This is a genomic window from Aquimarina hainanensis, from assembly GCF_042684685.1.
Classification (GTDB): domain Bacteria; phylum Bacteroidota; class Bacteroidia; order Flavobacteriales; family Flavobacteriaceae; genus Aquimarina; species Aquimarina hainanensis.
Window position 1 is genome coordinate 59,592 of record NZ_JBHULX010000039.1, and the last position, 21,159, is coordinate 80,750.

16 protein-coding genes are annotated in these 21,159 nt (G+C 35.0%); 13 read left to right on the top strand and 3 right to left on the bottom strand.

The genetic code is table 11. From position 1 onward, the window contains the following. Positions 1 to 282 precede the first annotated feature (282 nt). Together ACFSTE_RS16265 and ACFSTE_RS16270 are read left to right on the top strand one after the other, a co-directional pair. Positions 283 to 801, top strand: a complete 519-nt coding sequence (locus ACFSTE_RS16265; RefSeq protein ID WP_378254378.1) for a GNAT family N-acetyltransferase — start codon at positions 283 to 285, stop codon at positions 799 to 801. Positions 802 to 886: 85 nt separating this feature from the next. Continuing rightward, positions 887 to 1,390, top strand: a complete 504-nt coding sequence (locus ACFSTE_RS16270) for a MepB family protein (protein WP_176030599.1) — start codon at positions 887 to 889, stop codon at positions 1,388 to 1,390. A 94-nt stretch (positions 1,391 to 1,484) separates the two neighbouring features. On the opposite strand, the gene ACFSTE_RS16275 is transcribed toward ACFSTE_RS16270, so the two are convergent. Beyond that, positions 1,485 to 2,108: a hypothetical protein gene (locus tag ACFSTE_RS16275; RefSeq protein ID WP_378254380.1), complete on the bottom strand. Its 624-nt coding sequence runs from the start codon at positions 2,106 to 2,108 to the stop codon at positions 1,485 to 1,487. Positions 2,109 to 2,350: 242 nt separating this feature from the next. Next, positions 2,351 to 2,773 carry a hypothetical protein gene (locus ACFSTE_RS16280; protein WP_176030597.1) on the bottom strand — a complete coding sequence of 141 codons (423 nt, stop codon included), beginning with the start codon at positions 2,771 to 2,773 and terminating at the stop codon, positions 2,351 to 2,353. Between the two features lie 758 nt (positions 2,774 to 3,531). On the opposite strand from ACFSTE_RS16280, the gene ACFSTE_RS16285 reads away from it, so the two are divergent. The 11 genes from ACFSTE_RS16285 (at position 3,532) to cobN (ending at position 20,079) form a co-directional block, all read left to right on the top strand. Continuing rightward, positions 3,532 to 5,361, top strand: coding sequence for an IucA/IucC family protein (locus tag ACFSTE_RS16285; RefSeq protein ID WP_176030596.1), 1,830 nt, complete (start codon positions 3,532 to 3,534; stop codon positions 5,359 to 5,361). 35 nt (positions 5,362 to 5,396) lie between these two features. Continuing rightward, entirely contained in the window at positions 5,397 to 7,211 is a 1,815-nt protein-coding gene (locus ACFSTE_RS16290) for an IucA/IucC family protein (protein WP_378254382.1), read from the top strand. 564 nt (positions 7,212 to 7,775) lie between these two features. Next, positions 7,776 to 8,933: a hypothetical protein gene (locus ACFSTE_RS16295; RefSeq protein ID WP_378254384.1), complete on the top strand. Its 1,158-nt coding sequence runs from the start codon at positions 7,776 to 7,778 to the stop codon at positions 8,931 to 8,933. Between the two features lie 529 nt (positions 8,934 to 9,462). Beyond that, complete coding sequence (gene tssD / locus ACFSTE_RS16300) at positions 9,463 to 11,556, top strand: type VI secretion system tube protein TssD (RefSeq protein ID WP_378254386.1); 2,094 nt, start codon at positions 9,463 to 9,465, stop codon at positions 11,554 to 11,556. 86 nt (positions 11,557 to 11,642) lie between these two features. Further along, positions 11,643 to 12,152 (top strand): hypothetical protein, encoded by a 510-nt coding sequence (locus ACFSTE_RS16305; protein WP_378298294.1) that lies wholly within the window; start codon positions 11,643 to 11,645, stop codon positions 12,150 to 12,152. A 73-nt stretch (positions 12,153 to 12,225) separates the two neighbouring features. Next, positions 12,226 to 12,471 (top strand): hypothetical protein, encoded by a 246-nt coding sequence (locus ACFSTE_RS16310; RefSeq protein ID WP_378254398.1) that lies wholly within the window; start codon positions 12,226 to 12,228, stop codon positions 12,469 to 12,471. A gap of 90 nt (positions 12,472 to 12,561) precedes the next feature. After that, complete coding sequence (locus tag ACFSTE_RS16315) at positions 12,562 to 12,759, top strand: hypothetical protein (RefSeq protein ID WP_378254400.1); 198 nt, start codon at positions 12,562 to 12,564, stop codon at positions 12,757 to 12,759. 280 nt (positions 12,760 to 13,039) lie between these two features. Beyond that, on the top strand, positions 13,040 to 13,270 hold the full coding sequence (locus tag ACFSTE_RS16320) for a hypothetical protein (protein WP_378254402.1): 231 nt from the start codon (positions 13,040 to 13,042) through the stop codon (positions 13,268 to 13,270). Positions 13,271 to 13,371: 101 nt separating this feature from the next. Next, positions 13,372 to 15,033: a VWA domain-containing protein gene (locus ACFSTE_RS16325; RefSeq protein WP_378254404.1), complete on the top strand. Its 1,662-nt coding sequence runs from the start codon at positions 13,372 to 13,374 to the stop codon at positions 15,031 to 15,033. A gap of 10 nt (positions 15,034 to 15,043) precedes the next feature. Then, positions 15,044 to 16,342: a cobyrinate a,c-diamide synthase gene (locus ACFSTE_RS16330; RefSeq protein ID WP_378254406.1), complete on the top strand. Its 1,299-nt coding sequence runs from the start codon at positions 15,044 to 15,046 to the stop codon at positions 16,340 to 16,342. Next, complete coding sequence (cobN, locus tag ACFSTE_RS16335) at positions 16,333 to 20,079, top strand: cobaltochelatase subunit CobN (protein ID WP_176030583.1); 3,747 nt, start codon at positions 16,333 to 16,335, stop codon at positions 20,077 to 20,079. The genes ACFSTE_RS16330 and cobN overlap by 10 nt, the downstream gene beginning before the upstream one ends. Before the next feature lie 25 nt (positions 20,080 to 20,104). Here the strand turns inward: cobN and ACFSTE_RS16340 are convergent, their stop codons facing one another. Continuing rightward, a complete protein-coding gene (locus tag ACFSTE_RS16340; protein WP_378254408.1) occupies positions 20,105 to 21,046 on the bottom strand; it encodes a sirohydrochlorin chelatase in 942 nt (313 codons plus the stop codon). Between the last annotated feature and the right edge of the window lie 113 nt (positions 21,047 to 21,159).

Genomic DNA, 21,159 nt, shown 5'->3' on the forward strand with positions numbered 1-21,159 from the left:
ATTGACAGATAAATAATAAAAATAAGCAGAACAATTTTGTTCTGCTTATTTTTATGATGTCTATTGATGAAGTGGTTTAAACTTTTTTGATTTAAATGAAAAAGTTTAAACCACTTCGATAAATGCTATCAGTAATTTTGTTTTGTACATTGTAGATTCAAGCTATTTTCTCTCTCATAGAATGAGTGAGAGACTTAGTAACAAATTGCTTTTGAATAAAAGCAATGTCTTCTTCATTTGTTTTAAAAGTAAGTTAATGGAAAATAATAAGTTTAGATCCTCATGCGAATTCGATCTGTAGAGAAAAAAGAAGCTGAACAATTAAGGGTAATTGGTATTGCAACCTTTGAAGATACATATGGGAGTTTGAATACTCCGGAGAATATGAAAATTTATCTGGAAAAAAACTTCTCGAAAAAGCAACTATTGAAAGAGTTAGATAACCCGGATTCAAAATTTTATTTTTTGGAAGAGCAAGAGAAGGTGCTCGGTTATCTGAAAATAAATGTAGGAAGTTCTCAGACTGAATACTGCCTGGATGAGGCATTAGAAGTAGAGCGTATTTATATTTTATCTATATATCAGGGAAGAGGGTATGGAAGTAAATTATTGGATAAAGCTGTAGAAATAGCAAAGACAGCAGGAGTAAAAAACATTTGGTTAGGCGTTTGGGAAAAAAATCTCAAAGCGATTAATTTTTACCAGAAAAATGGGTTTGTAGTATTTCATACTCATATATTCAAATTAGGAGATGAAGAACAAACTGATCTTTTGATGAAAAAAGTAATTTTAGACGAATAGGGTAAAATGGAATTTTGTACCCTATGGCTGTATAAAGTACTTTTTATTTATATGTTTGCTTTCCGAATAAAGAAACATTTGTATTTTGACGATATCTGACCCCACTGTTTTATGGCTAAAAGAACAGGTATATGATTCCTGTGGTTTTGAGCTTACCGCGTATCAGGAAGAAGAAGAAAGTAGTGCCTATTGTGCAGCACGTTTTAAGTTAAATGGAAAAACAACTATTTTTAGAAAAGCAAAAATTACTCCTAAAAAAACAGGTCAGTTTGTAACTGTTTGGAAAAGAAATGAAAAAGGGGTTACGGTCCCTTTTCAGGAAACGGATCAGATTGATTTGGTCGTAATATTTGTAGCGAGTGGTCATCAAAAAGGAACGTTTATTTTTCCAGGTCGGATACTCATAGAAAAAAAGATTATTTCATCAGCTCATATAGAAGGAAAAAGAGGAATACGTGTTTACCCACCATGGGATGCTCCAAAAAGCAAACAGGCAATACAAACACAAAAATGGCAATGTCTTTATTTCGTTTCTTTGGATTCCCTTTTGACGACAGAAATAGAACAATTAAAAAAGAAGTATAAATAAATCATTTCGGTCGCAAGTATGCGCGGTATTATTAAGAAAATGGATGATATTTAAGCTAAGGATGTACGTTACAACTATTTAATAAATAAAGTTGCTATTGTATTCTTTCATATTCATAAGAAGCATTGTATTGATATCCAGCAGCAAGTATTAATAATATGGCTCCTTCGTTTCCAATAGCTTCATTCACAATTAGATTGTTGTCTTTGGTCATTCCGATTCTTCTCTTGTCACTTCGATAGCCTCCAAAAAGAAAAGGAATCCCATGTATGCTAATATCTTTGTTATCCAGATAAAACATTCCATTTTTGTACTTTCCGGATAATGTGGTGTCTCTTATGATAGTTGTGTTTTCGATCAGCTTGATACGTAAGTTTTTATTGTCTTTAAAAGTTAAAGCTACGCTATACGTATTGTTATGAGTACATAAAGAGTCCGCTTTTCTCTCAGAGTTCCAGTTTTCATCAACTATGTTTTGATAGAGGTTGGTGTACCGTATGCAATTGTCAGTGCTTGTTTCTTTTTGAAATCGCTTGATAGGATATAGTTTAAATTTTCCGTTAAGCATATGAAGAGTATGTTCATTTAACTTTATATACTCCTTTCTAAACTCTTTTTTAGAATAGGAGACACATCCATATAATGAACAATAGAGCAGGGCTATCAGGAAATAGTTACGAATCAACTTGGCTTTTTTCAAAATTATAAACAAACTCATGTATATATGTTTTGAAGATGTTAAATGTTACCTGTTTTTATTGACACTGCTAAACAGGTATAATATCCTCAAGACTTCCCTTTAAATCGAAAGTTTGACTCCAGCGAATGCCTCGTGAGTTTGCCCCACGGTGGTTTACAGGACCATTGGGACCCGAATGTGTTTTGAATTATACCATTTATGTATGGATAAAAAGAACCGCTAAATAGTTGTTTAGTGAATCTAATCTCGAAGACTGTACATTATGTAATAACCTTAGTATTTTTAGATGCAATTTTCCCACCGATCCATGCCATTGGAATATATGCACAAGCAAGATCAGTAATTATAAACCAGGTTGGTGCTGGTAACATATAACTGGCTAATATACCGCCAATAAGAAAGAGTACTCCAATCCCTAGTGCAATTTTCATTTTGTGAGTAGCAGCGATTAATGCAGCGACCAAAGCTCCTCCTAAAGTACCTAGAGCATGTGCTACGAATGGAAAGATAAAATGTTTAGCATCCAGAGTAGGCATAATAGTCGCTAATTCTTTCAGATTATTTGTGTCGATATTCTCGATAGGGAGTAGTGTATGACCAATTTTTACGATGCTCATATTGACAATACTACCCACTAACCATCCGGCGATAATAGCTAGGATATTTCTTATAATAGGATTCATATATGATGTTTTTAGTAATTATTCTTAAGTGTTGATTTATTGATGGTTGCATAAAAATACCTATTTAATTGTGGAAAACCTTTCTCATAAGATAAATTCTGGCTTATTCCCGTTTTTGATTCTTGCTCAAATTATTTTTTAATAATCGATATGTAAGCTGTGTTACGAAAGAGAAAACTAGCTGAAGTTTATCGTTTTTTGATTAAACAGCGAGGTAGATAAAAACGAGTTAAAGTTTTGTTAAAAATTAAATCGGTTTTACCTCGATAAACCCCTGTTTTTTCGTTGATTCACCAAGTTAACAGCTTGTTTTATATGACTTTAAAATTTTGTTAATCTTTTGGTTGATGACTTTGCCTCACTAAAATTGAGTTAAAATTATTTAGAAGAAGAAGGATTATTGGTTAAGTTTTTTATCTTTATTTAGAATAAATTAAAATTAATTTAAAAATATATACTAAAAACACGAGATCTTCTGTGCTTTTTATAATGAAAAACGAAAGAAATTATAAATAGCTAACAGGAGAATTTTACGTGTGTACTATTACTCCATATATTATTTTACCTAGCTGTGATATGAAATGTAAGTTGTTTGTAATTAGGATGTTTGATTCTTTTTTGTTAGAGGGGATAATGAACCCATTTGTTTTCTTTTAGCACGGTAAATTAATTGATTGAGATAATGAGTAGCGTATAAAACATAAGTTCTGAACAATCGATTTTTAATATAAATATATTCAAATATTACTCAGGTAAAAATGATAACAACCAACGTGAATAATTATGAACAGGAGAATTATAAAAATACTGTTCCACATCTAGAACCAGAAGTTTGGGAAAGGGTCAACAGACTACATATTCGAAAAATTATTTCAGAATTTGCTCATGAACTTCTACTCACTCCGGAATTACAGTCCAAAGAAGGGGATTGGGGAGTGTACACATTGCCGATTTCGGATACAGCGATTACTTATCATTTTAGAGCTCAGGTATTGAGTTTAGATCATTGGCATATCGAAACTACCTCTATAGAAAAGTATGAAGAGGGAAAAAAAGTTCCTTTAGACTCATTAAGCTTTATTATAGAAGTTAAGGATATTGTAGGTATAAATGAAGATATTCTTCCATTGTATATGGAAGAAATCAATAGTACTTTATGCGGAAGAGCCTATGTGTATTCTCAAAAAAAGACCACATCAGAGGACTTGGTTCATGCTGATTACCAGGATATAGAACATGCTATGATTGAAGGGCACCCTTGTTTTGTAGCGAATAATGGTCGAATTGGATTTGATTTGGTAGATTATAAAAAATATGTACCGGAGGCAGCGGCTCCTTTTTCTTTATTATGGGTTGCCGGTCATAAGGATAATACAGGCTTTACTACCGTGAAAGGAGTGGATTATGAACAGATAATGAGCTCGGAATTGAGTGAGGAAACTCGTACTGCTTTTGAAACGATCTTACATAATAAAGGAGTTAAATCATCTGATTATTTTTTCATTCCAATACATCCCTGGCAATGGCATAATAAACTAGCTATGATATTCGCTCCGGATATTGCTAATAAAAAATTAGTACTACTAGGATATAGTGAAGATAAATATAGACCTCAGCAGTCTATTCGTACATTCTTTAATATCAGTAATCCGACAAAGCACTATGTCAAAACAGCACTTTCCATACTTAATATGGGATTTATGAGGGGATTGCCTCCTTCATATATGATTACTACTCCTCCAATAAATGATTGGGTATCTGAGATTGTGACAAATGATGCTTATTTAGAGAAAAAAGGATTTACAATTTTACGAGAAACGGCAACAGTAGGATATACCAATACATATTATTACAATGCCGGGAAAGATACAGATTATAACAGAATGCTTTCTTCATTATGGAGAGAAAGCCCTATGACTAAATTGCGTTCCGGAGAAAAGCTAATGACAATGGCTGCTCTGTTGCATATTGATAAAAATGGAACAGCTCTTTTACCCTTATTGATTAGAGATTCAGGATTAGATACAACTAACTGGTTGAGAAAATACCTGGATGCTTACTTAAGTCCGTTGCTTCACTGTTTCTATCATCATGATATCAGGTTTACACCTCATGGAGAGAACCTTATTTTAATTATGAAAAATAATGTCCCGGTACGAGTTATTATGAAAGATATAGGAGAAGAAGTGGGATTTGTTAATAACGATGTAGCACTACCTGAAGCAGTACAGCAAATGAGAGTTCCGGTATCAAAAGAACTAAAGATATTATCGATCTTTACGCAGATATTTGATTGTTATTTCCGTTTCCTTTCTCACATCCTTGTAGAACACGATAATTACCCTCAAGAAAAATTCTGGGAACTGGCTGCTGATTGTATTACCACATACCAGCAAGAAAATCCTCAATTAGAAAAGAAATTTGAAGAGTGTGATCTGTTTGCAGATGAGATTATCAAAACATGTCTTAATAGATTACAATTGCGAAATAATAAAAAAATGGTTGATTTAAGTGATCCGTTTAAAACTCAGCAATTTGCAGGAACCTTTAAAAACCCTTTAGCGGCTTATAAAAAAGTAGCACTTTAATTCACTTTATTTACTATCATCTACGATAACAAAACATGGAAGCAATTCAAGAAATAGCACCAGAAGAAGCTATATCACATATAAAATCAACTGTTTGGGAAAAAGTTAACCGAATACACATAAAAAAAATCCTTTCGGAATTTTCTCATGAACGTATTATAACCCCGGAACTTACAGGACAACATGGCGAATGGGGGCAATATGTAGTAAAAGAAGAGCACTCAGATGTCGCATATCATTTCGAAGCAAAGGTATTACACTTAAATCACTGGTACATATCAGAAGAGAGTATCAGAAAATACAAAGGAGGAAACCCGGAAGTACTAGATTCTTTAAACTTTATTGTAGAGTTTAATAAACAGCTGGGAATCGATGAAAAATCTCTTTTAGTATATATGGAAGAGGTAGGGAATACCCTCTATGGAATGGCTTATATGCATGAAAAACATAAAAACTATACTACAGAGTTAACTGCCATTGATTATCAGAAAATCGAAGGTGCTATGACCGGACATCCCAGGTTTATAGCCAATAATGGCAGAATTGGATTTAATGTTACGGACTATATAGCCTATGCTCCGGAAACAGCAAAACCCTTTTCTCTTGTTTGGCTGGCTGCACATAAAGAAAGAGCAAAATTTACGACAGTTCCTTCATTAGATTATAATAAACTGATGAAGCAAGAACTGGGAGAAGAAGCAATACATCATTTTAATACAATTGTAGAACAACGAGGAGTGGCTTCAGATGATTATTATTTTATCCCAATTCACCCCTGGCAATGGACGAATAAGTTATCTCATGTTTTTGCAGCAGATTTAGCATTAAATTACTTAATCTTTTTGGGAGAAAGTGAAGATAAATACTTGCCACAACAATCAATCCGAACATTCTACAATGTTTCGAATCCAGATAAATTTTATGTCAAAACGGCTTTGTCTATTTTAAACATGGGGTATGTGAGAGGATTATCTCCTTATTACATGCAGACAAATCCAGCTATTAATGATTGGTTAAAAAACCTTCTTGAGAGCGATGCTTATTTGAGTGAAAATGGGTTTAGTGTACTCAGGGAAATAGCGACTATAGGGTATGGGCATTCTCACTATGAGAAAGCGATAAAAAATGGAAGTCATTATAAAAAGATGCTTGCCAGTCTATGGAGAGAAAGCCCGGCAGATAAACTAGATGAAGGGCAGGAGCCAATGACTATGGCGGCTTTATTACATATAGATCCGGATGGGAAAGCATTATTACCAGCTTTTATAAAAGCTTCTGGTCTGGATACAGATACCTGGCTGAAACATTATTTCAAAGCATACCTATCACCTCTTATTCATTGTTTTTATACCTATGATCTTGTGTTTATGCCACATGGAGAAAACCTGATTTTGGTCATGGAAAATAATATTCCTGTCAAAGCAATAATGAAAGATATCGGAGAAGAAATATCTTTAATAAATACGGACATGGAAGTACCAGAGGTGGTCAATAGAGTCTTGACGACAGTAGAGGAAGCGGCAAAAACCCTTCCTATATTTACGCAGCTGTTTGATTCATTTTTCAGGTTTATGTCAGCTATTTTGGTAGAACATACTGAATATTCAGAAGAAAATTTCTGGGCTTTAGTCGCAGAAACCATAATAGCATATCAGGAAGCTCATCCGAATCTTCAGGCAAAGTTTGATACCTATGATCTCTTTGCTCCGAGTTTTGATCCTGATGCTTTGAATCGTTTACAATTGAGAAATAATCGTCAGCTAAGAAATTTGGAAAACCCTTTTGGAGATTTGAAAACAGTAGGAGTTTTAACCAATCCAATTGCTAAGTACGCTCCTAAAAAATCATAATATTTATCATCAGAGAGATCTTTTTGATTACTCGACTATAATAAAAACACCATTGACTGTATAATGTCAATGGTGTTTTGTAATACCATTTCTGCTTTGAGAGCACCCAAATAGAAAGAAGATATTTTTTGTTTAGGTAATTAAGAAATAGAAATGGTATAAATGAAGAGGTTTAAACTTTTTTGAGTTAAGTGAAAAATAGTGGTTTTGTGTTCAGGTGAAATATTTTTTAGTTGCATAGCAAGGCTACGGAAGTCAAAAATTGTGAAACATGAGCGCAAGGAGACATTTTTTAAACAAATTGGAAAAAGTTTAAACCACTTTCAATATCTCCAATGTAAAACCAATGCGATTTATCAGATGTTTTTTTACAATGAAGAGATTTAGACTTTTTTGATTTAAGTGAAAAATAGTGGATTTGTGTTCAGATGAAGTATTTTTTTAGTCGCATAGCAAGGCTACGGAAGTCAAAAATTGAGAAATATGAGCACAAAAAGACATTTTTTTAGCAAATTGAAAAAAATTAAATCACTTCAATAAATCGCTTAAAAATAATACTCGATAATGAGTTATATTATTACCTCTCCGGCAGTACGATCCAGAAGGATTTTGTTCGGAATTGTTCTATCATTAGCTGTTTTAAGTCATACCAGGATATTTTTTTATCAGTGGTATACCGATCCTACCAATCTGGAAACCACCAATATTGGATTGTTTTTTGTTCAATTTATAGCGTATACATTTGCACCGGCTACTTATATTCTTTGCGGGATTCATTTATATCTCAAGAATCAACATAAAGAAAAAACAGCCATAGCCGGATCTATTGCTAAGAAAGGATTAATTCTTATTGTTTTAGAACTTACGCTAAATAGTTTTTTGTGGAATTTTGACCCGTATTTTAGGACGATAGGAGTGCTGATTTTAGGGAGTTTGGGAATTGCATTTTTGGTTCTTGCATTCTTGCAGTTCTTGCCTAAAAAGTTTTTAGCAGTATTGGGGGTTCTTATTATTACAGCACATCATTTTTTGGATGGAATTGTAATGAAAGGACACTCACTTTTATCGATCATTTGGTATATAATTTATCAGAAACAATTTATTGTCATAGAAGAGCAGTTGTTTATTTTTAGTTATACATTGCTCCCCTGGTTGGGATTACTATTACTGGGGTATGCTTTTGGAAACTATTTCAATACGGGATTTCCGGCTCATATACGAAGAAAAAGAATGCTAATTACCGCAGGAATATTGATCACTCTTTTTTTTGTAATTAGAACTATTAACGGGTATGGAGAAGTACCCTGGAAATATCAGAAAGACACAATTACAACTGTAATAGACTTTTTTAATATAACCAAATATCCCGCTTCTTTAGCATTTATAACCATAACAACAGGAATCGTACTTCTCTTATTGTATAGTGCTGAAAGGTGGAGATTTAGGGGGTTTCATTTTTTTGAAACACTGGGTAGGTTTCCATTGTTTACTTATTTGTTAAGTACCTTTGTTATACATTTTACAGCGATGCTTTTTTATCGGATTATGAACGGTTCCTGGGATTTGATGACCATTACCGTTACTTCATATGCTCCTACCAGTCCATTAATGTCTTATGGATATCCATTATGGGTTGTATATATGTTTTGGGGGGTATTTATGGGAGTATTATACGGTTGCTGTCGGGTCTGTAACAAGAAAATCCACAGTTGTATACAGTAAACAAGGGAGCTCCCCCCTCCAGGCATGGGGTCTAGCCCAGTAAAAAGTATTTCGAAGTATTAATTTAATACTTCGAAGGCTTCCGAAACGGGTTCTGAGCCTTTCTATTAATAGCTGTTTGCCCAAAATAATAGAAAAAAGGGCTTTCGTTAAGGGGTTTCTGTCCAAAAATGTGGATAGGCAAGAAATAAATGAATGCTTTGATTGATTAAAAGCATTCTTCGAAGCAGTTCAGGAATCCTTAGAACGGGTCTTATAGGAGGCTTTATGCGGTGTAAGAAGCCATCGAGCCTCTATGAGATGGGCTATAAGGGGCAGCGATGAGGGAGTCTCTCCCTGTCTAAGTGTGTATTTTATTCTTTTTTACATAAAATACTGTTTTTATTCCCTTACGTACTACTTCTTCTTAATAAATAGCTATTAACCAGCATCATTTATAAAAATCACAATGCGCTTTATATACGGGGTATCTGCTAATAATTTACTGAAACTACTGCAAAAAGATGGATAATATTATATATAGTATTGTATGATTAGTTATATTGTGCTATCAATAGAATCACAAACACAAATCATCAATAGTATGGGCTTTAAAGCAGAACTAACTATAGACAATAACGTATATCCGCTATTGTTCTGTCATTATGAAGTCTCACAGACAGCAGATCATACAGGTCGTCCCAATCCCTATATCACAGCAGGGATTATCGATATTCGGCTTCCTATGACCCGGGACGATCTATTAGTAGATTGGGTATTGCAACCTTCTCTAATGAAGAAGGGAACCATCACCATTTATAGATATGATATGAGCGCCGTAGAAACCACTATTCATTTCTATAATGCTTATGGGTTACATTATCACCTGGAGTTTGATGCCGAATCAGCACAAACTGCTTATATTGATTTTAGAATTGGTGCAGGAGAATTACACCTTAATGAGCTGATCCATGAGAATAGATGGAATCCGGAGAGATATGAAGCTCCGATAGCACAAAACACTACAACCATGCTCACTCCTGTAATCAATACCGTACAATGGGTACATCCGGAAACACAGGAATCTATAGAACAAACCACGTATAATGAGACCGTCTCACTAAGTGGTAGCATCCAACACCCGGAGGGGAATGCTTTCCAAATACATATTCGCAAAAAAGACGGAAGCCTAATAGAAGAAGGCAGAGAAGAACTGGTATTTAGTGAGACCTTAGATAGTGACGGAACTTTTGAACTCACCGCCATAGAAATCAAAGAACAATGGGCGGATTTTAAACAGGGGGAAATAGATGAACTTATCGCCAGGGTAACCCATGGAGGAATTACTAAGAAAAGTGCCCCTCTGCAACTTACACCTCCTCCCAAAGTTATTGTAGATTTTAGACCAGGTAAAAAATACAACGGGGAGTATGGTTTTGACTATATGCGGGATAAAAAGACTAAAGACGACCTCCTTACTTATAAAGATATTCTAGGTACAAACAAATCTATTAATGGTGTAAATAAATTCACAAAATATACTACAGATACAAAATACAACGATTTAAAAGACAACCACTACAAAACTATTACTTTTCCTTGGCACAAAGATAGCAAGGGTAAAGAAATAGAATATATACAAAGTTGGTTAACTGTATACCCAAAACAAACCGTAACATTGAGTTTACAGGTAGATACTATCGAAAATCTTAACGAAGTAACTATGTGTTTAGAATACGATACCGACTTATTTACCTTAAGTACAGATACCATACCCGCACAAGGCAAAAAGAATACTAAAAAACGACTAAAAGACTTTTTAACCTTAGAGTGTAAAAAAGAATTTGATACCGACCAAATTATAAAAGTAACGTATGGCAACCGCCAACTAGGGCAACTAAACATACTAGCCAATGCTAAAGCAAAACGTAAAAAAGCGCAAGTAGTATTTGTTAAAGTTACAACAGAAATAGTTGCTGGAAATGACTTAACAGGTAATACAACCAACAAAACAGGAAAATCTGAAAAGGAAATGTTAGAGCGCTTTTTAAAACAAGCGTACACAAAACTAGAGTTAAAAGAAGTTGAGTTTGATATGACTATTCTAGACTCCAACACTAAAAAACCTAAGTACTCTAATTTTAATAAAGATTATACTTTGCTGGATACTGTGACTAATCCTATTTCACCTCCTAAAATACTCAATAAATATCATAATACTCAAGGCGGGGATAATTTAGCCGCTTACATGGAAGATATTTTTAATAGAGAAAAGCCAGAATATAAAGATTATTTTAAAGTGTTTTTCTTTGGTGATAGGGGTGGAAGGAAAATATATAAAATAACAAAAGATACTAGAGGTAGAAGAATTGTTACAGATACAGGAAAAATAAAAGAATTGGCAGGCTACGCTAAAGACTTTAATACACAATCTGCCATTATGTTTACCAGAAAACGCAAAGCAACCGTAACCCACGAATTATTACATTGTATGGGCTTACACCATAGTTTCGATAATAGTGCAACTTATGAATATGAAATGAAAGCCACCCAAAATATCATGGATTATGCTACCACAAGAAAGCATATATGGCTATGGCAATGGAAGAAATTGTGGACGAATAATGATCTTAAAAATGAATAAAAATGAAGATAAAATTTATATATACATTACTACTAGTAGTATGTGTTAGTTGTAAGGCTCAAAAAAAAAACGAAGAAAAAAGTACAATGAAAACATTTGATATAAAAACTTTTGAAAAGAACAAAAATCATTTGAATGAATATATATTTCTTGAAAAAGACAGTACAAAAATTTTTCAAAAAAAGAGGCATTCAGAGTTCAAAGAAGTTATAATCTCTTCCAATTCTTATTTTCAAACTATCAACAGATATTACCTTTCGGGAAAATTCAAGTCTTCTGTAAAGTATTTCCCTAACCAATTTCTAAAAGGCTTACTTAAAGAATATGACGAACAAGGTAACTTAATAAAAGAAACTAATTATGATGCTCCCTATAAATTTACTTGGGAAGATATTTTAAAACTTATTAAAGAGAGAAAATTAGATATGGATGCCTATGGTTTTTTGATTACAAGAGGAACTAGTGACAATGGAACTGCTTGGTCTATAACCTATAATAAAAGTGAAGAAGATATGCTTTTAGGGGTTATCATAATAGATGGTATTACGGGTAAAATTATTAAAGAATTTGATGAACCTTATCCATCTGAAGAATAAAATGAGACATTTAATTCTATTCTTGTTTTCTTTTCTAGTTGTTACATCGTGTATAGCACAAAAACAAAACACTATGAAAACTTTTGATGTAGAGCAATTTAACAAAAACAAGATAAATAACCGATATACTTATATTTCTAAAGATAGTACTAAAGTAGAACAAAGTACTTGGCAATTTGGTTATGAAGAAACTATAACGAAGCAAAATGATTTTTTTCAAGTATATAACAAATATTTTAAAGACGGTACGTTAAAAATTACGGGGAAATTTTTCCCAGATGATTTTTTAAAAGGAGTTTGGAAAGAATATGATGAATAGGGTAGTTTAGTAAAAGAAACTGATTATGATGCACCTTATAAGTTTACTTGGGAAGATGTTTTAAAACTAATTAAAGAAAGGAAAATTGATATGTCTCATGAACAGTTTCAGGTAAATAGAAGTTTTGGTTTTGGTACTGAAAATATCGGAAAGAAAACAGGAAGACCTTTTTGGGCAGTAACCTATCATAAAAGTGAAGAGAATATGCTGTTAGGGGTTATCATAATAGATGGTATTACAGGTAAAATTATTAAAGAATTTGATGAACCTTATCCTATAGAAGAATAAAGTTTGATGGGTAAGCCTAAACGCCCAAATACCCAATAAACATCATAATACTACAAAAAAACAAAACGTTAGTTACTGTTGCAGAAAGTGAATTTAAACAAAGCTGCCCTCATTTATACCACCATTTTAAAGTATTCATTTTTGGAGTGACCTTCTCCCATTTTTAAGACGGCAAGTTTAGGTGTAACGTTAACGCTGTACTTATGAAAAAACGGAAAGAACATATTATTCCGGTAGATGTAAAGTGTAAATGGTATAACCTTGCAGTATTCGCGTTCCTATGACCCGAGACGATCTATTCGTAGCTAGGGCATTGCAGCTCTCCCTAATGAAAAAGGGAACCATCACCATGTATAGATATGATATGAAGACCGTAGAAATCACTATAAATTTCTATAATGGGTATGGATTATATTATTATCCGGAGTTTGATGTCGAATCGGCACAGACTGCTTATATCGATTTTAGAATTGGCACAGGAGCATTACATCTACAAGAAAGTACAGGGTAAAAAAGAACATTACGATATTTTCTTTTGGTAATATTTTGTCCGGTGATAAATCCTTATTTTAGCGATATTATTACAATTACTAGAAGATATAGATTATCGTAATGAAATCCACCATATACAAGTATCCTTTTACGGCAATTTTGGCCCAGGAGGATTTGAAGTTATGTTTGTTACTTAACTTAGTTGATCCGTCAATCGGAGGAGTATTAGCTACAGGAGATAAAGGGACTGCAAAAACAACCACTGTACGGGCACTAAGTCAATTAATGGGCGAGGAATTCCCCTTTGTTAATCTTCCTATCGGAGCGACAGAAGATCGAGTTTTGGGAAGTATTAATTTAGAAGCACTAATTAATCAAAAACAGACGGTTATTGATAAAGGATTATTGGCAAAAGCAAATAGTGGCTTTCTGTATATTGATGAGGTAAATTTGCTCAATGATTATTTGATGGATGTATTATTAGATGCATCAGCAAGTGGAGGATATAACCTGGAGCGGGAAGGAATTTCTCAATGGCAGGAGAGCAGGTTTTGTTTGGTCGGTACTATGAACCCTGAAGAAGGGGCTTTACGACCACAGTTATTGGATCGTTTCGGACTAAGTGTAACGGTTAATACCCCTGATCAAATAGCCATACGCAAAAAAATAGCGATGCTTCGATTGACATACGATAGTGATCCTACTCTTTTTTATAAACAATACGAAGCAGAAGAGCAAGATATCAGAGATCAGGTCCTGAGAGCTAAAAAGCGCTTACATGCAATAAAGATTCCTGATGAAGTACAGGAAATTTGTGCCAGATTAACGCTAAAATATCAGGTAGAAGGAATGAGAGCAGATATTCTTTTGCTTAAAACAGTAAGAGCGTATGCTGCTTTTATGAATGAATCCCAGATCACAGAAGAGATGGTACATATAATAGCTCCGTATGTATTGGCGCATAGGAGTAAAGAATATACTCCCCAAAAAGAAGAAGAAACGCCACCTGATGATTCTTCTTCAGAGCAAACAAGCAATGAGCAACAACAAACGACAGCTAATAAAGACGCATTTCAATTGCCACAATCGGTACAAAGCGGACTGAAGTTTATGACCAGGCATACAGCCAAAAAGAAAGAAGTTTCTTTGGATATGTTGGATCAGTATATTGACGGGAGAAATTATGAAACTTTTGTAGAAGAGATTGCGGTAAGCTCAAGTGTTAAAAAATATATGGCCACAGGAACCTTTGAAGCCATACGCAAGCGAATTACAAAAAGAACACAAACCAATGTAGTGTTTTTGGTAGATACTAGTAGCTCAATGACAAAAAATACCCAGATTGCTTTTATCAAAGGAATCATTGAGCGAACACTGATGCAATATCCGGGAAAGAAAATACAATATGCTATTGTAGGGTTATATCAGCATACAGCCAGAATTATTCAAGGTTTTACAACTGATTCCAAGCAAATACTAAAAGAAGTGTATTCCCTGAGAACAGGAGGAAAAACAAATCTGGGAGCGGCTTTTTTTAAAGTATATGAATTATTAAAATCGATTTCCTTTAAAACAGTCCAGCTTTTTGTCTTTACAGATGGAAAGATTAATACAGGTTCAGGGAGTCCTTTTTCATATGCTATAGAAACCTACAAAAAATATTTGTCCAAAATACCTCAGGCAACCATAGTCGATACAGAAAATGGTTTCGTAAAATTAGGACGTTCAAAAGAAATAGCTGCTCAGCTGCAACTGAAGTATCTTTCAATAAGCGACTTATAATTAACTACATATGTCCAAAGCTTTTTTAATTGCAGCTCCCTGGAGTAACTCAGGAAAAACTACTGTCACACTTGGAGTATCTCGTTGGTTTAGTAATCAGGGGTATAAAGTACAGGCTTTTAAATGTGGTCCTGATTATATTGATACAATTCATCATACAACAGCTTCTAGACGACCCGCTGTCAATCTGGATATGATGATGATGCCTCCTTCACACCTGAAGCAAGTATTTGAATCATATAGCAAAGATGCAGATGTTTCCATTGTAGAAGGAGTTATGGGGCTTTTCGACGGTGCAGTAAAAGACAAAGGAAGTTCTGCTGCCATTGCCAAAGCGCTTGATATTCCGGTAATATTAATAGTGAATGCATCAGCAATGGCATATACAATTGCTCCTATTTTGTATGGGTTAAAGAGTTTTGATCCTGATGTGAAAATAGCGGGAGTGATTTTTAATTTTGTAAACAAACCAACGCATTACGCATTGTTAAAAGAAGCATGTGAGTCTGTTGAAATTCCGTGCCTAGGGTATATTCCTTCCAATGAAGATATTAAAATTCCCTCAAGACATTTGGGATTGCAAATCAATGGCTCTTATGAAGAAGTTATAGAAAAGGCTGCCGTTCATGTAATGTCACACCTCCCTTTAGTGTCTATTTTAGAATGTGCAAAGAAAGTAGAGGTAGATCATCAGGAAATAGAAGATACAAGCGATGTCAAAAAGAAAAACTATAAGATTTTAGTGGCTAAAGATGAGGTGTTTTCTTTTACCTATCTGGAGAATATTAAGTGGCTGGAACAGCTAGGAACGATTCATTATTTTAGCCCTCTTCAGGATACAGAATTACCTGTTGCAGATATTATTTATTTAGCAGGAGGCTATCCAGAACTATATTTAGAGCAGTTGTCAGGAAATACAGCAATGTTAAAACAATTAAGAGAAGCCTCAGAAAAAGGAATACGGATTATTGCCGAATGTGGGGGGATGATGTATTTGGGAAATGAGATTATTGATGAAAATGGTATTGCGTATCCAATGGTAGGGATTTTTCCTTTTAGAACTTCTATGAAACATAAAAAACTAACTTTAGGATATAGAAGAGTACTAATAGAGGGAATAGAGATATGGGGTCATGAATTTCATTATTCCAAGGTAGAAAAAGATGAGGGATTAGAAAGTATTGCCCAGGTTTTTTCAGCCAGAGAAATAGAAGTTCCGGTAAAAGTATATAAACATAAAAACGTATATGCCAGTTATATTCATTTATACTGGGCAGCGTTATCAGAATCAGTTTTTCAATGCATTTAATAGCGACGATACCCGGAGGATGGAATCCGGATGATGATGGAATATTTTATATTGATCAACAACCCGGAGATATTGTATTTCTCAGTGCGGGAGATACGGAGATTCATTCTATGAATGAAGCATATAAAGTATTGCATAACCGAGAGAGAGGAAAGTTACCAAGCTTGAGAATGACCAATCTGGTGTATCTGAAACAAGAATTAACTATAGATACCTATTTAGAGGAAGTTGTAGAAAAGGCAAAGGTAGTCATATGTAGTATGTTGGGGGGATTGAGCTATTATAAATATCTGGTGGAATCACTAGTGGCGCTTCAGAAACATGTAGGAAATACACTGATTTTGATTCCTTCTCATGAACCAGATGTAGAATTAATGAAATTATCTTCTGTTTCTCTGGATAAAGTACATCAGTGTCGTCAATATCTGCAAGAAGGAGGAAAAGAAAATTCAATAGCTTTATTACAATATATACAGGCGATTAGTTTTGAACAGTCGGGGAAAATAATTGCACCAAAAACGGTTTCAGATGTGTTTCTGTATATTCCGGAAAAAGGAATTGTTACACAGGAGACACTGGATTTGCATAGTACAGATGATCGCCCGATAGCATTTATATTGGCCTATAGAGCACATTATTTAGCGAATAATATGGAACCCTTGGAGGTACTTAGTACTTCACTTAAGAAACAAGGAATAAATGTTTGTATTGCCTTTGCTCATAATCTAAGAGATACTAGGTTAGTAGAAACACTTTATGATATGATAATAGATGAGGGAAGGCGAAGCATACATGCTATTATTAATACGACAGGTTTTACGATTAAACCAATGGATGGGACCTCTTTTATTTTCGAAAAATTAGGAGTTCCTGTTTTTCAGGCGATATTGTCGACTACCAATAAAACCGTTTGGGAAGAAGGATTGTTCGGACTTCCTCCGACCGATATAGCAATGAATATTGCACTTCCGGAGATTGATGGTCGAATTATCGGCAGAGCTATTTCTTTCAAAAAAGAAATCGAAAAAGACCCGTTGACAGATAGTGCAATTGTAAAATACGAAGCCTATCAACCTGCCTGTGATTTTACAGCTGCGTTGACTAAAAATTGGATTCGTTTACAGCAAATTTCAAATGCAGATAAAAAAGTAGCGATTATTCTTCCTAATTATCCGAATAAAGATAGTCGTTTAGCTAATGGAGTAGGGTTGGACACTCCGCAAAGTTGCGTAGAAGTATTAAATAAATTAAAAAGAGAAGGATATACTGTTGGATCAGCTGTACCAGAAACAGGAACAGCATTAATGCACTGGATAACGCAGGTGACGACTAATGATGTTACAACGCTCGAAACCAGACCGCATGCAATAAGGTATGCAAAACCAGATTTTGACAAAAGATTTTCTTCTTTGTCGGATCAGCTCAAAAAAGATATTTTGGAGCAATGGGGACCAGCTGAAGACGATCCGTATTTTGTAGGAGATGGTTTTGTAGTATCGGGATTTTTACTGGAAAATATTTTTGTGAGTATTCAGCCTTCAAGAGGATATAATCAAGACCCGCAGGCAATTTATCATTCACCGGATCTACCTCCTACCTATCAGTATCTGGCATACTATTTTTGGTTACAAGATGTATATCGGGCAGATGCCGTTATTCATTTAGGAAAACATGGAAACCTGGAATGGCTTCCGGGAAAGAGTGTGTCTCTTGACGAAACAAGCTGTTATCCGGCAGCAATTTTTGGTCCGTTGCCTCACTTTTACCCATTTATTATTAATGATCCAGGAGAAGGAACACAGGCTAAAAGAAGAAATCAGGCAGTGATTCTGGATCACCTCATTCCTCCTATGACCAGAGCGGAAACATATGGGAGTTTGATAAAACTGGAACATCTTGTTGATGAATATTATGAAGCCTCTTCTGTAGATCCTAAAAGAAGTAGGGTGTTAGAAGGAGAAATAGCGGCTTTGGTCAAAGAAACAAAGCTTCATGTTGATCTTGGGATCGCTACAGATGATGTAGATGAATTACTGGTAAAACTTGACGGGTATCTATGTGAATTAAAAGAAGCGCAAATTCGGGATGGGTTACATATTTTTGGGAAAGCTCCGATAGCAGAACAATATATTGATTTATTAATAGCACTTCACAGAGTTCCTGTGTATGGAAAAATGGGAATTACGCAGGCATTAGCAACCGATTTAGGGATTACACAAAATATTCTGGAGATTCCTTATGAAGAAGTATTAGAGGTGGTTATTGATGAGGTACGCTATAGATCTGCTGGTGCTGTCATTGCTAGATTAGAAGAAAAGGTCAAAACATATGTTATTGCTTATCTGGAAGAAGGAGTTTTACCCACAGCACTTCCTAATACAATATCCGTATTAGAATATATTAAAAATGAGACAGCACAAGCTGTAGCAAAAACAACAGATGAATTAGATTTCTTAATCGATGGATTAAACGGGAAATATATTCCATCTGGTCCTTCAGGAGCTCCGACAAGAGGGAGAGTAGATCTGTTGCCGACCGGTAGAAACTTTTATTCGGTAGATGTTAGAACCATTCCGACAGAAACGGCATACCGATTGGGAGAAAAGAGTGCTTTATTGTTAATAGAACGGTATTTACAGGAGAATGGGGACTATCCGGAAACGATAGGGATTTCTGTATGGGGGACGTCTACCATGAGAACTGGAGGAGATGATATTGCACAGGCATTTGCTTTGATGGGAGTACGTCCCATCTGGAAAAATGCAAATAGGAGAGTCAGTGATTTTGAGATCATTCCTTTGTTTATGTTAGGAAGACCGAGAGTAGATGTTACTTTGCGTATTTCCGGTTTTTTTAGAGATGCATTTCCCGATGTGATTAATTTGTTTAATAAGGTGGTAGCTAAAGTAGCCTCGCTGGAAGAGCCTTTGGAGGAAAATCCTATTCGCAAAAGGGTTTTAGAAGAAAGTGCTTATTGGAAAAAACAGGGACTGTCTGAAGAAGTGGCAAATGACCGTGCTTTATACAGGGTCTTTGGTTCTAAACCGGGAGCTTATGGAGCAGGATTACAGGCTGTCATAGATGAAAAGAACTGGAAAACACAAGAAGATCTTGCAAAGGTCTATATAAACTGGAGTGGATATGCATATGGAAGTGCCAGAAAAGGAGTGTCGGCACATGAAGCGTTTCGCAATCGTCTGAATGCTATGCAGATTGTTTTGCAAAATCAGGATAACAGGGAACATGATATTCTGGATAGTGATGATTATTACCAGTTTCAAGGAGGGCTGGCAAATGCCGTAAAAACTACAAAAGGAGAAGAGGCGACAATCTATTTTGGGGATCATTCCCGACCAGAAACCCCAAAGATAAAATCATTAAAAGAAGAATTGCATAAAGTATACCGATCAAGAGTTGTAAATCCGAAATGGATTTCGGGAGTACAGCGGCATGGGTATAAAGGAGCCTTTGAAATGGCAGCTACACTGGATTATTTATTTGCATATGATGCAACTACTAATCTGGTTGATGATTTTATGTATGAAGGGATAACTGCTTCTTATTTATTGGATCCTGAAAATAAAAAATTCATCAAAGAAAATAATCCATGGGCATTACGGGATATGAGTGAACGTCTGCTGGAAGCTATTCAGCGTGGGATGTGGGAACATCCATCTGATGAAATTAAAAATCAGTTAGAAGAATTGTATATAGAAGGAGAGGGGCAGGTAGAGTAAAAGAACACCGGACCCTCAGAACAAACTATATTCCCAGAACCTTTTTTATTTTATGACCTAGCGTATTTTTCTTTTCTCCGGGCTTTTCATCTTCTTCAAATAAAATTCCTTTGACATTGAGATGATGACCGATTTGTTCTTTTCCATAATCAGATTCAAAACCTATTACTTGTTTCCTGTATTTGCACAATTGGCAGTTCATATTGGCAGTTCCGGTTTTGGCTTCTTCCAGTCGCTCATCAAAAGCTTTAAGGAGGAGCTCATCCGTTCCAAAAGGATCTGTATAGATAAATTCCTGATCCGCAACCTTGTCATCCATAGCTGTTACCTGACTGTATATTCGTTCTAGTAGTACCCCCGTAAAGAAAAAGAATGGGATGACAATAGTTCTTTTAAAACCTAATTTTTCTGTAAGAAGGAGAGATTCTTTTACAGAAGGGTAGGCAGTTCCACTATAGGCAGTAGTAGCAAATCCGTACCCCAAACCTTCCCAGAGCATACTGGTTAATTTGCAGACATCACTATTCGCATCAGGGTCAGTTGTTCCACGTCCTACGACTACCAGGCAACTTTCTTTTCTGTTGAAACCAGGGATGGTAGCTTCAGTTTCTTTAATTCGTTTTGCAGCAAGGTCCAGTAAAAAAGAATTAACACCAATGTGTTTTGCCATGGCAATATGAAGATCCTCATAATATGATTGTATTGTATTTAGCTCATACGGGATATCATTCTTGGCATGAGAACCGGCAAATAAGATAACGGGGAGTGCATAGATTTTTCGGATACCATTGAGGTACATCCGCTCTACAGCTGCTTCATAAGTAGGATGGTTAAACTCTAAAAAACCATAATCCACTTCATAACTGTCCTGATAACGATCTTTTAAAATTGTAACCAAACGTTTGAAGGATGCGACAGCAGCTTCCCTTCTGCTTCCATGACCACATAGTAAAATGCCTTCTTTCAATTTCGAATTTACTTTGATATTGCCATCTCTGACAAATGATTTATAACGTAGCGCAAAAATACATTAAAACTGTATTTTATGCCACACTAGTTGTACAAAAGAAATAAGGAAGT